General features: G+C 73.5%; 9 protein-coding genes. 5 read left to right on the top strand and 4 right to left on the bottom strand.

Annotated elements, in window-relative coordinates:
• Positions 1-65: 65 nt before the first annotated feature.
• The 4 genes from ACWD0Y_RS27710 to ACWD0Y_RS27695 form a co-directional block, all read right to left on the bottom strand.
• Complete coding sequence (locus ACWD0Y_RS27710; protein ID WP_450263053.1) at positions 66-983, bottom strand: LPXTG cell wall anchor domain-containing protein; 918 nt, start codon at positions 981-983, stop codon at positions 66-68.
• 268 nt (positions 984-1251) lie between these two features.
• The gene (prfB, locus tag ACWD0Y_RS27705; RefSeq protein ID WP_450263052.1) at positions 1252-2358 is read right to left on the bottom strand and encodes a peptide chain release factor 2; all 1107 of its coding nucleotides are present in this window, start codon (positions 2356-2358) and stop codon (positions 1252-1254) included.
• 67 nt (positions 2359-2425) lie between these two features.
• A complete protein-coding gene (locus ACWD0Y_RS27700) occupies positions 2426-3676 on the bottom strand; it encodes a serine/threonine-protein kinase (RefSeq protein ID WP_450263051.1) in 1251 nt (416 codons plus the stop codon).
• A 140-nt stretch (positions 3677-3816) separates the two neighbouring features.
• The gene (locus tag ACWD0Y_RS27695) at positions 3817-5469 is read right to left on the bottom strand and encodes a protein kinase domain-containing protein (RefSeq protein ID WP_450263050.1); all 1653 of its coding nucleotides are present in this window, start codon (positions 5467-5469) and stop codon (positions 3817-3819) included.
• 410 nt (positions 5470-5879) lie between these two features.
• Here ACWD0Y_RS27695 and ACWD0Y_RS27690 point away from each other — a divergent pair, with 410 nt between their 5' ends.
• From ACWD0Y_RS27690 to ACWD0Y_RS27670, 5 genes are all read left to right on the top strand, one after another.
• Positions 5880-9056 carry an FtsK/SpoIIIE domain-containing protein gene (locus ACWD0Y_RS27690; protein WP_450263049.1) on the top strand — a complete coding sequence of 1059 codons (3177 nt, stop codon included), beginning with the start codon at positions 5880-5882 and terminating at the stop codon, positions 9054-9056.
• A gap of 169 nt (positions 9057-9225) precedes the next feature.
• Positions 9226-10599, top strand: coding sequence for an ABC transporter substrate-binding protein (locus tag ACWD0Y_RS27685; RefSeq protein ID WP_450263048.1), 1374 nt, complete (start codon positions 9226-9228; stop codon positions 10597-10599).
• 84 nt (positions 10600-10683) lie between these two features.
• Positions 10684-11967 (top strand): carbohydrate ABC transporter permease, encoded by a 1284-nt coding sequence (locus ACWD0Y_RS27680; protein WP_450263066.1) that lies wholly within the window; start codon positions 10684-10686, stop codon positions 11965-11967.
• Positions 11964-12839: a carbohydrate ABC transporter permease gene (locus ACWD0Y_RS27675; protein WP_450263047.1), complete on the top strand. Its 876-nt coding sequence runs from the start codon at positions 11964-11966 to the stop codon at positions 12837-12839. Before ACWD0Y_RS27680 ends, ACWD0Y_RS27675 begins: the two co-directional genes overlap by 4 nt.
• A 170-nt stretch (positions 12840-13009) precedes the next feature.
• On the top strand, positions 13010-14263 hold the full coding sequence (locus ACWD0Y_RS27670; protein WP_450263046.1) for a glycosyltransferase 87 family protein: 1254 nt from the start codon (positions 13010-13012) through the stop codon (positions 14261-14263).
• Positions 14264-14389: the final 126 nt, after the last annotated feature.

Raw genomic sequence — 14389 nt, 5'->3', positions numbered from 1 at the left:
GGACCCACGGGGAAGGGCCCGGAGCGCACAGTGCGCTCCGGGCCCTTCTTGTACGCCTAGGTGGTTCAGGCGACGGTGCGGCCGCCACCGACCAGGCGCGGCAGCATGCGGAAGCCGATGCCACCGGCGATCATCGTCGCGGCACCGATCAGCAGGAACGAGGTCTCGGCGGCGCCCGTCTCGGCGAGCTCCTCCTTGGCCTTGCCCTGTGCCACCGGCTGGGAGCCGGCGCTGTCGGTGTCGGTGTTGTCCTCGCACTCGGCACCGTCGAGGTCGAGGGTGCAGGTGCCGGCGTCGCCGTCACCGCCACCGGTCGTGGTGGTGCCGGCCTCGTTGCCGCCGGTCGCGGAACCGCCGTTGCCGCCGGTCGCGGAACCGCCGTTGCCGCCGGTCGTGGAGCCGCCGTTGCCGCCGTTCCCGTTACCGCCGTTGCCGTTGCCGCCGTTCCCGTTGCCGCCGTTGCTCCCGTTCCCGTTGCCGCCGGGGTTGCCCGGGTCGGTGGGCGGGTCGACCGGGTCCGTCGGGTCAGTGGGCGGGTCCACCGGGTCGGTCGGCGGGTCCACCGGGTCGGTCGGCGGGTCCACCGGGTCCGTGGGCGGGTCCACCGGGTCGGTCGGCGGGTCCACCGGATCCGTGGGCGGGTCCACCGGGTCGGTCGGCGGGTCCACCGGATCCGTGGGCGGGTCCACCGGGTCGGTCGGCGGGTCCACCGGATCCGCCGGGTCCGCGGGGTCGGCCGGGTCAGCAGGATCGGCCGGGTCCGCCGGGTCCGCGGGATCGGCCGGGTCGGCCGGGTCCTCCGGGTCGGCGGCGAGGGAGATGTCGAGGCCCTCCTGGTCAACACTGGCCTCGGCATTGAGGCCGGCGACGTCGACCCCGATACCGACGGCCGAAGCGGCGCCCGCGGCAGTCAGCGAAGCACCGGCGGCGATCACCGCACCGGCTGCTATGCGCGCAACGCGGATCCGCGTCTTCTTGGTCATCTGCTTGCTACCCCCAGTAGCTGAATTCGTCAGTGGAGCAGCGCACAGGGCGACAGACACTGGGGGTTTGTAAATTTCCCCCGGTCACACACGCCCCGGAGATACGCATGCCACGCGCCAGCTTTGCCACTTTTAAAGGGGGCGTCAAGGTCATTGCGTGCACAATGCCCGAAATGAAAGCAGTTGCCTGGCGTACAGGAATGCGACTGTGACACAAAAGGCAACTGCCGCCTCAAGGACGGCAGTTGCTGTGTCGACAAAGCGAGCTTTACTTCTCCTGCTGCTTGCGCCAGCGAATTCCGGCTTCCAGGAAGCCGTCGATCTCGCCGTCGAGAACCGCCTGCGGGTTGCCGACCTCGAACTCCGTACGCAGGTCCTTGACCATCTGGTAGGGGTGCAGGACGTACGAACGCATCTGGTTGCCCCAGGAGTTGCCGCCGTCGCCCTTGAGCGAGTCCATCAGCGCCTGCTCCTCCTGGCGGCGGCGCTCGAGGAGCTTCGCCTGGAGGACGTTCATGGCGCTCGCCTTGTTCTGGATCTGGGAGCGCTCGTTCTGGCAGGAGACGACGATGCCGGTCGGAATGTGCGTCAGGCGGACCGCGGAGTCCGTGGTGTTGACGCCCTGGCCGCCGGGGCCGGACGCGCGGTAGACGTCGACCCGCAGTTCGGACTCGTCGATCTCGATGTGGTCGGTCTTCTCGACGACCGGCAGCACCTCGACTCCCGCGAAGGACGTCTGGCGACGGCCCTGGTTGTCGAAGGGGGAGATGCGGACGAGGCGGTGGGTGCCCTGCTCCACGGAGAGCGTTCCGTAGGCGTACGGCGCCTTGACGACGAAGGTCGCCGACTTGATGCCGGCCTCTTCGGCGTACGACGTCTCGTAGACCTCGGTGGCGTACCCGTGGCGCTCGGCCCAGCGCAGGTACATGCGCATCAGCCGCTCGGCGAAGTCGGAGGCGTCGACGCCGCCGGCCTCGGCGCGGATGTTGACCAGGGCCTCGCGCTCGTCGTACTGGCCGGAGAGGAGCGTACGCACCTCCATCTCGTCCAGCGCCTTGCGGACCGCGATCAGCTCGGACTCCGCCTCCGCGAGGGTGTCGGCGTCGTCCTCGAGCTCGGCCAGCTCGAAGAGCACCGAGAGATCGTCGATCCGGCTGCGGAGGGCCTCGGTCTTGCGCAGCTCGGCCTGGAGGTGGGAGAGCTTGCTCGTGATCTTCTGCGCGGCGTCCGGGTCGTCCCACAGGGACGGGGCCGCGGCCTGCTCCTCGAGCACGGCGATATCGGCCCTCATCCTGTCGAGGTCCAGGACGGCCTCGATCGACCCCATGGTCGAGGAGAGGGACTTGAGCTCTTCGGATACATCGACGACTGCCACGGGTCCAGCGTAACGGCTGGGCGGCCGTACGTTCCCCTCGCCCGGGAGCGCAGGCCGCGCGCCCGTGCTACGGCTGTGACGGAGACGACTGCTTCGTGTCCTGCGGAACGGGCTCCGGGCCGGTGCCCGTCGCCGCCAGCCAGCCGCCCACGCCTATCGCGGCGGCGACCAGGACCGCCGCGCCGCCGAGCAGGAGACGCCGCCTGCGGACGGCCCCCGGCTTGTTGCGGGCGGAGCCGGGGCGGCGCTGGCCCGCGGCCCGGGGGGCGCGGGCCGTGCCGCGGGCGCCGCCCGCCAGCTCGTCGGGGGCGGGGACGCGCATGCTCGTATGGGTGTCGCGGTTGGAGTCCGGGGCCGAACCGGGCACCAGGGGGACGGCGCCGCGGCGGCGCGGCGCGGCGGGCGTGAGGGGCTGCCGGGACGGTTCGTCGTACGCCTCGTACTGCGCCTGCTCGTCCTCCGAGCCCGGCTCGTCCACGTCCAGCGGCGCCATTCCGGCGAGGAGCGGGAGCTGGTCGCGGAGGCGGGCGGAGAGCTCGGAGGCGCGCAGACGGGACGCGGGGGCCTTCGCCAGGCACTGGACGAGGAGCTGCCACAGCTCCTCGGGGATGCCGGGGAGGGGGACGACGGTCTCGGTGACGTGGCGGCGCAGCACGGCGCCGGGGTGACCTCCGCCGAAGGGGGTGAAGCCCGCCAGCAGCTCGTACAACACGGTCGCCAGGGCGTAGATGTCGACGGCGGCGCGGGGCGGCAGGCCCTCGACGATCTCGGGGGCGAGGTAGTCGGGCGTACCGATGATCTTCGTCGCGCGGGTGCGGCGCGGGGTGTCGATCAGCTTGGCGACGCCGAAGTCGGTCAGCAGCGCGGGGTGCGCGCCGCCGGGCCCGAGCGCGCCCTCCATGTCCAGGAGGATGTTCTCGGGCTTCACGTCGCGGTGGACGACGCCGGCCGCGTGCGCGGCGGCGAGCCCGTCGGCGACGTCCGCGGCGATGGCGACGGCGGCCTCGGGCGCCAGACGCCGCTCACGGTCGAGCCGGGTACGCAGATCCGTACCCCGCACGAGATCCATCACCAGCGCGAGGTCGTTGCCGTCGACGACGAGGTCGCGGACGGCGACGACGCGGGGGTGGTCGAGTCCGAGCAGCGCGGTGCGCTCCTGGACGAAGCGCCCGACGAGCTCCTGGTCGGACGCGAGGTCCTCGCGCAGAAGCTTGATGGCGACGGGGCCCTCGGGCCCCTCGCCGAGCCACACCGTGCCGGCACTGCCCCGACCAAGGATCTGGTGGGCCGTGTACCGGCTGCCGATTTTCCGTGCCAAGACTGTGCTCCCTCAGCGGCCGACGGTCGCCCCGAGGCTACGCGGGTGCCGGGGCGTCCTGCGCGCCGTATGGCACCAACCTTCACTTCTGGGGGCGAAATACACCCCCAGAAGTCGACAAATCAACTGACTCGGCCGATTCAGCTGCCGGTGGAGCCGCCTAGGTCGCTGAAGAACTTCGTGATCTCGTCGATCACGTCGCCGATCTGGGCGAAGAAGCCCTTCGTCGTGCCGATCCACTCCTGGAGCGGGGTCAGCTCCCAGACCAGCCAGGACGCCACGAACAGCAGGAGGAGCGTGAACAGGCAGCCCTTGAGGCAGCCGAGACCCGGGATCCGCATCGGATTGGCGCTGCGGCGGCGCGGCTCGCGCGGCGGGCGCGGGGCCGGCGGGGCGGGCTGCTGGGGCGGTGCGTACCGCTGCTGCGGGGGCGGCGCCTGGGGCTGCTGGTGCTGCGGCGGGGGCGGCGGGGCGTAGCGCTGCGGCTGTTGCTGGGGGCGCTGCTGCTGTTGACGCTGCGGGGGCCGCTGGGGCTGAGGCTGGTGGGGCGGCTGCTGCGGCTGGCGCTGGGGGCGGCGGCGCAGCGGGTCCTGGCTCGGGTCGAGGTACTGGACCTGCGTCTGCTCGTTGCGGTCGCGGGCCGCGCGCAGCTGGTTCTGCCAGGGGTGCGGGTCCTCGGGGCCCGGGGTGCCGGGCGCACCGTCGGGGCGCGGCGGCACGGGCGGCATGACGGCGGTGGGGTCGGCGGCGCCGTACGGGGGCCGGGGAGCGCCGGTCGACGGCAGGACGCTGGTCGCGGCGGCCGGGTCGTACGACCCGGCGTTGCTCGGCAGCACCTGGGTCGGGTCGGCGGCGCCGGGGGTCTCGGGGACCGGCGCGGGGGCCGGGTCGGGCGCGAGCAGCGCGCCGACACCCATGGCCGCCTCGACCTGCGCGGACGTCGAGTGCACGCCGACGCCGGCCGCGACGGTGCGCAGGGCGCGGGCGAGGTTCTCGGCGCTGGGCCGCTCGTCCGGTTCCTTGCGCAGGCAGCGCTCTATGACCGTCCACAGCGGTTCGGGGACGGTGGTGGGGCGGCGGGGCTCCTCGCTCAGATGGCGGTGGAGCACCTCCAGCGCCGTACCGCCCGCGAACGGCGGACGCCCCGTGACCAGCTCGTACAGCAGGATGCCGGCGCCGTAGATGTCGACGGCGGATGTCTGCGGACGGCCCTCGGCCGACTCCGGGGCGACGTACGCCGGCGTACCGACGAACTCATGCGTCCTCGTGAGTCCCGGGGAGTCCGCGAGGCGCGCGATGCCGAAGTCGGTGAGCATCGGGTGCATCTGGCCGTCGCGCTCGTCGAGCAGGACGTTCGCGGGCTTGAGGTCGCGGTGGACGACGCCGTCGGCGTGGCTGGCGGCGAGCGCGTCCGCGATCTGCGCGGTGAGCAGGGACGCGGCCACCGGCGAGAACGGGCCGTTCTCCCGGAGATAGCGATGCAGGTCGGGGCCGTCCACGAGGTCCATCACCAGAGCGAGCAGATCGCCCTCGACGACGAGGTCGCGGGTCCGCACGATGTTGGGGTGCGTGAGGCGCAGCAGCACGGACCGCTCGCGCAGGAAGCGCATCACCACATCCGCGTCGTTCGCGAGCTCCTCCTTGAGGACCTTGATCGCGACGGTCTCGCCGGGCTGGCCGGCCACGGCCGCCTCGGCGCCCGCGGTCTCACGCTGGCGGGCTCGCCAGACGGTGCCCGTGGCGCCGCGCCCGAGCGGCTCCTCGAGCAGGTATTTGCTGCCTACCGGCCGCACGTATGTGCTCCTCGCTGCTCGTGGTCTCACGTCGTCCCGGGCGTTCGGGCCCGTGGTCCCGACCCACTGTAATGCCGCCCGCCTGCCTCCGAACGGGGCACGGTCGGGCCGTGTTCGCAGGGAAGACGCCCGTACCGCACGGATGGTTGCCGAACTCACGTGCCACACCCGTCACTGACGGTCCCAAGCCGGCACTTTTACGTCCACAGTCGACCATTCAAGATCACTTGGAGGTGGGCGACGGGCGTGTTGTCGGTGGCAGGTGCGAGGATGCCTGCAGCACGGACTGTGGGGTCGGGAGCCCCGCGCCACGTGCCGACCTGTACCGGACGACGCGTCCGTGCCGGGTGGGGGGAATCACAGGGCGGCACCCCTGCCGGGCACTTCGCGCAGAAGGGACCGCTGACGCGATGCAGATCCGGCTGACCGTCCTCGCGCCGCGCAGCGGCCAGAGCCCGCACGGCGCGCACGCCGGCGCCCAGGACCTCCAGGGTGTCCCGGCCACCGGGCGCGCCTGCGACGTGCTCGTCACCGCCCCCGCCGGGACCGCGCTGGCCGCGGTCGCCTCCGGCCTGGCCGCGGCCGTCTCCGGTCCCGGTTCCGGCCCCGAGAGCACCGGCGCCGTGGTGGTCTACGCGGGGCGGGAGCGGCTCGACACGCAGCGCTGCGCGCTCGGCGAGCCGCCGCTGGTCGACGGGGCGGTGCTGTCCCTCTACACACCGGCGCCCGAGGCCGACGCCCTCCCCGACCGGACACCGGACGCCCCGGCCCGGCTGCACATCGTGGCGGGCCCGGACGCCGGAGGCGTCCACCTCCTGCACAGCGGCCAGATCCGCATCGGCCGCTCCGCGGACGCGGATGTGCCGCTGGACGACCCGGACGTGTCACGGCTGCACTGCGCGGTGACCCTGGCGGAGGACGGCCGGGTCACGGTGGCGGACCTGGGCTCCACCAACGGCACCCTGCTGAACGGCGAGGAACTCACCGGCCATCCGGTCCCGCTCCCCGCGGGCGCGCTGCTGCGTGTCGGCGAGTCGGCCCTGCGCCTGGCCCCCGGCGACCGTCCCCCGTCCCTCCCGACCACCCCGGACGGCGAGGGCCACCTCCGTGTGACCCGCACCCCGGACGCCCCGGACCGCGGCACACCCCCCGCACAGGGTCCGACGCCGGAGCAGCACCGCCCGGGCGCCGCGCCCAGCGCTCCGACGGCCTACACGACCGGCACGGGCCGCGCCGCCGCGGCCCCCGGCGGCCGCCGGGTCTCCGGGCGCACGGACGCGGTGCCGGCCCCGGAGCCCCCGCAGCCGGAAGCCACGGCACCCGGGGCACAGCCCGGCCCGCGGAGCGCGCACGCCGCGGGAGACGTCACCCACGGCGGCGGGGCGCAGCCCGGCACCACGCGCCGGCGGGGCGGCATAGGGAACTGGGCCCGGCGGCTCGCCGGAGGCCGGACGGAGCCCGTGGACGAGTACGCGCCCGCCGAGGTCACCCCGCTCGGGATGCCACCGGCCGGCGCGGGCGCGGCCCCCTGGCCCGCCACCCGGCCCGACGCCTGGCCCGACCCCGCCTCGCTGCTGCTGACCGCGCTCGGCCCCGGCTCCCGGCTGTGGGAGCGCGACCCCGGGCACCCCGAGGCGCTCGTACTGCGGCTGGGCACCGCCGACCGGGCCGTGCCCGGCGGCGGACGCCCGCTGCCCGCCGTGCCGGTGACCGTGGGGCTCCGGGAAGTCGGCGCCCTGGGGCTCGCCGGGCCCCGGGCCCGGCTGGCCGGGCTGGCCAGGTCCGTCGTGGCGCAGCTCGCCGCGCTGCACTCCCCCGCCGACCTCGAAATCGTCCTGATCAGCACGGACCGGGCGAGGCCGCTGGAGGAGCGCACCGCCGAGTGGGGCTGGCTCGGCTGGCTGCCGCACCTGCGGCCCGCCCACGGCCAGGACTGCCGGCTGCTCCTCGCCTACGACCGGGACCAGGCCACTGCCCGGATCGCCGAGCTGGTGCGCCGGACGGACGAGGAGCAGCAGGGCCCGGACCACGGGCCGTACACCGTGGTCGTCGTCGACGGCGACCCCGGTTCCGTGGGCCTGCGCGAGGCCACCGCCCGGCTCGCCGCCACCGGTGCGGCGTCCGGCATCCACCTCGTCTGCCTCGCCGAGACGGCCGCCGCGTCGCCCCTCTCCCCGGTCACCGCGACCTACGAGGCCGCCTGCGCCGCTTCGCCCGCGTTCCGCGAATGCGGCGCCGCCGCCCTGCTCAGCGGCGACGTGGCCACCGCGCTGCGACTGCTGCGCACGGCGGGCGGCGAGCCCGCGGGGCACGGCACGCTCGCCGCGGTGGACGCGGTGTCCGCCGCCTGGGCGGAGCGTTTCGCGCGGGCGCTCGCCCCGCTGCGTACGGACGGGCCCGCCGCCGGCCGGCCCGGCCGCGCGGCAGCCCTCCCCGCGTCCTCGCGCCTCCTGGACGAGCTGGGCCTGGCCAGGGCCACCCCCGCCTCCCTCATGGCCCGCTGGGCGGCAGCCGCCGACGACGGCCAGGCGCCCGGCGCCACCCGCGCGTGGGCGGTGCTGGGGGCGGGCCCGCGCGGCCCGCTCTGCGTAGACCTGACCGCCGAGGGCCCGCACCTGCTCATCGAGGGCCCGGCGGGCAGCGGCCGCACCGAGCTGCTGCGCTCCGTCGCGGCCTCACTGGCCGCCGCGGCCCGCCCCGACCGTCTCGGTCTCGTCCTGGTCGACGGCGCCGGCGGCGAACGCGGCGAAGGCCTGCGCGCCTGCACCGAGCTCCCGCACGTCTCCACGCACCTCGTCGCCTCCGACCCCGTCCGTATGCGGGAGTTCGCCCAGGCCCTGGGCGCGGAACTGAAGCGCCGCCACGAGCTCCTCGGCTCCACCGGCTTCGCCGAGTGGCACACGCACCGCGAGGTGTCGGGCCGCATGGTCGGCCAGCGCCGCCCCAGCGCCGCCGAACTCCACGGCGACCTGGACTCGCCCCCCAGCGGCACGCTGCGCCTGCGGACCACCGCGTCCCGGGAGCGCCAGGCCCGTGCCGACACCGGGCCCTCGCCCCTCCCCCGCCTCGTCGTCCTGGTCGACGACTTCGACGCGCTGGTCGCCCCCGCCCTCGGCAGCACGGGCCGGCCCGCGGCCGGTTCCGTCGTACGGGCCCTGGAGGCGGTGGCCAGGGACGGTGAGCGGCTGGGCGTCCACCTGGTGGTCACATCCGCCAGACCCGACCGCACGGCGGACACCGAGCTCGCGCGCGGCGCGCGGCTGCGCGTGGTGCTGGACGCCCCGCCGTCCGCACCCGCCCCCGAGGAGCCCGCACCGGGACGCGGCGGCCTGCACCGCCCGGACGCCGCCGTGACCCCGTTCCAGGGCGGCCGGGTCACCGGCCGCATTCCGCGTACGGCGACGCTGCGCCCCACCGTCGTCCCCCTGGAGTGGGAGCGGATGGGCGATCCGCCGGCCCGCCGCCCGGTGCGCGAACTGGGCAACGGGCCGACCGACCTCGCCCTGCTGGCCAGCGCCCTGGACCGGGCCGCCCGCACGGTGAACGCGACCCCGCTGCCGCCCCTCGGCGCCCCCGGTGACGCCTGACTGAACGTCACAGGCCCATTACGATCACCCGGTTGATGCGGAAGGCACTATTGCCGGGGCCGACAGCCGGGCGTAGGACTGACCCACGGGACAGCTAGACCGGCATCGGCGCCAGTGGTTCTCTCGAGGCTGCGCCGGTCCGTACGCGCACAGGAGAGACGGGGCAGGCATGCGCACAACTCTTCGCACACCCAGGGGACGCAGGGCTCGGAGGGCTGCCCTGGCGATGATCGCCGCGAGCACGCTCGCCCTCACCGCCTGCGGTGGCGACCAGGAGAAGGACAAGAACGAGGGCGCCGCGGGGAACACGAAGGATCCCGCGGCCACCGTCGAACTGCCCGAACTGAACGGCGAAGAGGTCCAGGTCGCCGCCGTCTGGACGGGCCCCGAGCAGGAGAACTTCACCAAGGTACTCACCGAGTTCGAGAAGCGCACCGGCGCGAAGGTCACCTTCGTCCCGGCCCAGGACCCGATCGTCAACTTCCTCGGCACGAAGATCGCGGGCGGTTCGCCGCCCGACGTGGCGATGCTGCCGCAGGTCGGCGCGCTCCAGCAGGCCGTCGAGCGCAAGTGGGCCAAGCCGGTCGACGCCGCGACCCAGGCCCAGCTGGACAAGAACTACTCGCAGGGCTGGAAGGACATCGGCGCGGTCGACGGCAAGCAGTACGGCGTGTACTTCAAGGCCGCCAACAAGTCCCTGGTCTGGTACAACACCCAGGCCTTCGAGGACGCGGGCGCGCAGGAGCCGAAGACCTGGAAGGACTTCCTCTCCACCGCCGAGACGATCTCCGCCTCCGGTGTCACCCCGGTCTCGGTGGGCGGCGCGGACGGCTGGACCCTCACCGACTGGTTCGAGAACATCTACCTCTCCCAGGCGGGCCCCGAGAAGTACGACCAGCTGGCCCAGCACAAGATCAAGTGGACGGACCCGTCCGTGAAGGACGCGCTGACCACGCTCGCCGAGCTGTTCGGCAAGAAGGAGCTCATCGCGGGCGGCCAGGACGGGGCCCTGCAGACCGAGTTCCCCGCGTCCGTCACCCAGACGTTCGCCGACGAGCCCAAGGCCGCGATGGTCTTCGAGGGCGACTTCGTCTCGATCAACATCGCGCAGACGAAGGCGAAGATCGGGACCGACGCCAAGGTGTTCCCGTTCCCGGCGGTGGGCGACGAGTCCCCCGTGGTGACCGGCGGCGACGCGGCCGTGGCGCTCAAGGACTCGAAGGGCGCCAAGGCGCTGCTGACCTTCCTGGCCTCGACGGACGCGGCGGAGATCTGGGCCCGGGCGGGCGGGTTCGTATCGCCCAACAAGGCCCTGGACGTGGCGGCGTACCCCAATGACGTGCAGCGCGACATCGCGAAGGCGCTGATCGCGGCGGGCGACGACTTCCGCTTCGACATGTCGGACCAGGCCCCGCAGTCGTTCGGCGGCACGCCCGGCAAGGGCGAGTGGAAGGCGCTCCAGGACTTCCTGAAGAACCCGAAGGACATCGCGGGGACCCAGCAGCGGCTGGAGTCCGACGCGGCCAAGGCGTACAAGAGCTGACGGGTTGACGCGATGACGTCAGCGACCGCGGGGGGCGCCGCGAAGGTCACGCCGCCCCCCGCCGGCAACGGCACACGCAAGAGCGTGACAGGCACGCGCACAGCGATGGCGGCCGGCTTCCTGCTGCCCGCCCTGGTGCTGCTCGGCGCGCTCGTGGTCTACCCGATCGGGTACTCGGTCTACCGGTCCTTCTTCGACAAGTCGGGCGACAGCTTCGCCGGCCTCGACAACTTCGTCGAGATCTTCACCGACGACACCATCCTGACCGCCGTCAAGAACAACGCGGTCTGGGTGGTCGTCGCCCCGGCCGTCTCGACCGCGCTGGGCCTCATATTCGCCGTACTCACCGAACGCATCCGCTGGGGTACGGCGTTCAAGCTGCTGGTCTTCATGCCGATGGCGATCTCGATGCTCGCGGCGGGCATCATCTTCCGGCTGGTGTACGAACAGAATCCGGAGCGCGGGGTCGCCAACGCCGTCGCGGTGAGCGTCCACGACATGTTCTCCGAGTCGGCCGGCTTCCCGAAGGCGCGCCCGCTGCCCGTCCATCCGCTGAAGGCGGGCGGCGGCGGGTCCTTCGTCACCAAGGAGCCGGTCAGGGCGGGTGAGCAGGTCCTGCTGCCGCTGGTCGGCGTACCGCCCGCCAAGATGCCGGGCGACGCCGAGACCGCCGCGCCCGCCGAGGCCGGGCCCGGCAAGGTCACCGGCACGGCCTGGCTGGACTTCACGAAGGGCGGCGGCGGCAAGCCCAACACCATCGACCCCAAGGAGTTCGGCCTCAAGGGCATCAAGGTCGAGGCGGTCAAGGACGGCAAGGTCGTCGACTCGGCCACGGCCGGCGCCGACGGCACCTTCACGCTCTCCGCGAAGGCCGACGGGGCCGAGCTGCGCCTGCCCGCCTCGAACTTCCGGGAGCCGTACAACGGCGTCGACTGGCTCGGCCCGGGCCTGGTGACCCCGGCCATCATCGGCTCCTACGTCTGGATGTGGGCGGGCTTCGCGATGGTGCTGATCGCGGCCGGGCTCGCGGGGCTGCCGCGCGAGCTGCTGGAGGCGGCCCGGGTCGACGGCGCCAACGAGTGGCAGGTGTTCCGCCGCATCACGGTCCCGCTGCTCGCACCCGTCCTCGCGGTGGTGCTGGTCACCTTGATGATCAACGTACTGAAGATCTTCGACCTGGTGTTCATCATCGCGCCGGGGTCGTCCCAGGACGACGCGAACGTGCTGGCGCTCCAGCTCTACCGCTCGTCGTTCGGCACGGACGCGGATCCCGGCGTCGGCAGCGCCATCGCCGTGCTGCTCCTGCTGCTGGTCGTCCCGGTGATGCTCTTCAACATCCGCCGGATGCGAAAGGAGAGCCGCCGGTGACCCTCACGAGTACGAAGCCCAGGCAGTCCCTCCCGGCGCGGATCGCGGCGCGCGCGGGCGGCGGCGCGATGCGGGTCTTCCTGATCCTGGTCGCGCTGTTCTGGCTGATGCCGACGATCGGGCTGCTCTTCTCGTCGCTGCGCAGCCCCACCGACATCGCGGAGACGGGCTGGTGGAAGGTCTTCTCCGCGCCCTCCGACCTCACCCTGGACAACTACGCCAGCCTCCTCGACAACAACACCGTCGTCGACTCCCTGTTCAGTACGATCATGATCACCGTCCCGTCGACCGTCCTGGTCGTGGTGATCGGCTCACTGGCCGGGTACGCCTTCGCGTGGATGGACTTCCCGGGCCGCGACTGGTGGTTCCTGGTGGTCGTCGGCCTGCTGGTGGTGCCCGTGCAGGTCGCCCTCGTCCCCGTGTCCGAACTCTTCGGCAAGATCGGCATCTTCGAGACCACGGCGGGCGTGGTCCTCTTCCACGTCGCCTTCGGCCTGCCCTTCGCGATCTTCCTGCTCCGCAACTTCTTCGCGGAGATCCCCAAGGAACTGCTGGAGGCGGCGCGCCTCGACGGGGCGGGCGAGATCCGGCTGTTCACGCGCGTCGTGATGCCGCTCGGCGGCCCGGCCATCGCCTCGCTCGGCATCTTCCAGTTCCTCTGGGTCTGGAACGACATGCTGGTCGCGCTGATCTTCGCCGACTCGGCCAGCCCGCCGATCACGGTGGCGCTCCAGCGCCAGGTCCGCCAGTTCGGCAACAACATCGACATCCTGGCGCCCGGCGCCTTCATCTCGATGATCATCCCGCTGATCGTCTTCTTCGCGTTCCAGCGGCAGTTCGTGTCCGGCGTGATGGCCGGCGCGGTGAAGTAGCCCCGCCCGCACACCCGCACCCACCACGGCGGCCCGGTCCCCACGACCGGGCCGCCGTCCGGCATCCCGGCCGGGACGGTACGAACGAACGGGCCCGCGAAGAACGTCGCCGCCTACGCGGCGCACACAAAGGCGCAGGAACAGCCCAAGGGTGGCTAAAGTGCGCGTTGATGACGACGCAGCAGATCGCGGCCACCGACGCGCACACCGCCCCCGGCTTGCCCGGCTCCCCCACCTCCGCGGCCGCCGCGCGCCGCTGCGCCCGCAGGCTCGGTGCCGTCTGGGCCGCCACCCGCCTCGCCATGCTCGCCCTGCTCGCGCAGCCCCTCGGTGTCTTCCACGTGGGCACGATCAACGGCGAGGTCCACCAGATCTACCACCGCTGGTACGAGCAGCTCGTCCGGGGCGGCTTCCCCCTGGACGACGCCATGTGGCAGTACCCGCCCGGCGCGGCCCTGGTGATCCTCGGGCCGGGCGCCCTGCCCTGGCTCACGTACTTCCAGGCGTTCCTCCTCCTCACCCTGGCCGCCGACGCGCTGCTCGCCGTCGCCCTCGCGCGCGCGGGCCGGCGCCCCGGCCGCTCCACGGCCGGTGCCTGGATGTGGGTGGGCGCCCTGCCGCTGCTCCTGCATCTGCCCCTCGTCCGGTACGACGTCCAGGTCACCGCCCTCGCCGCCCTGGCCCTGCTCCGCATGCACCGCCGTCCGCGCGTCGGCGGTGTGCTCGCCGGGCTCGGTGCGACGGTGAAGCTCTGGCCGGTCCTCGTACTGCTGGGCGCCCCCCGCGGGCGTACCACCCGCCGCGCCTGGCTGTCCGCCGCCGCCGGCGCGGCGGCGCTGCTCGCCGTCCTCGCGTCCGTCTTCTCGCACACCTTCGGCTTCCTGCGCCAGCAGGGCAGCAGGGGCGTGCAGATCGAGTCGGTCGCCGGCACCGTACTGTCCCTGGCCCGGTCGGCCGGCTGGCCGGGCAAGGTCGAATACCGGTACGGCGCCATGGAGTTCACCGGGCCGTACGTCTCCTCCTTCGCCCACGCCTCCCTCCTCGCCACGGCCGCCGCCTTCTGCTGGCTGCTGCTGTGGCGCGTCAGGGCCCGCCGCTGGACACCGGCCACCCCCTTCGACGCCGCGCTGGCCGCCGTGCTGCTCTTCACCGTCACCAGCCGGGTGATCAGCCCGCAGTACCTGGTCTGGCTGCTCGGCCTGGCCGCCGTCTGCCTCACCTCGCGGGCCACCACCCAGCGCCCGGTCGCGGCGCTGCTGCTGCCCGCGGCCGCCGTGAGCACGCTCGCCTACCCGGTGCTGTACAACGACGTGGTGACGGGCACGCCGCTGGGATGCGCGCTCATGGTCGTACGCAACGCCCTGCTCGTCGCGGCGGCCCTGCTGTCCTGCCGCAGGCTCTGGGCCTCCGCCCGGCGCCCGTAGGGGCAGGACTCGGGGCCCGGGGCCCAGGAGCGGGAAAGGGGGCGCCCCGCACCGGACATTCCGGTGCGGGGGCGCCGCAACCCGTGGGCGCTGCGCATCCCGACCACCGGTCCGCCGGCCACCCCC

This window comes from Streptomyces altiplanensis (assembly GCF_053591575.1).
The sequence above is the reverse complement of the archived record's forward strand: the minus strand, read 5'-3'. Positions and strand labels throughout refer to the sequence as shown.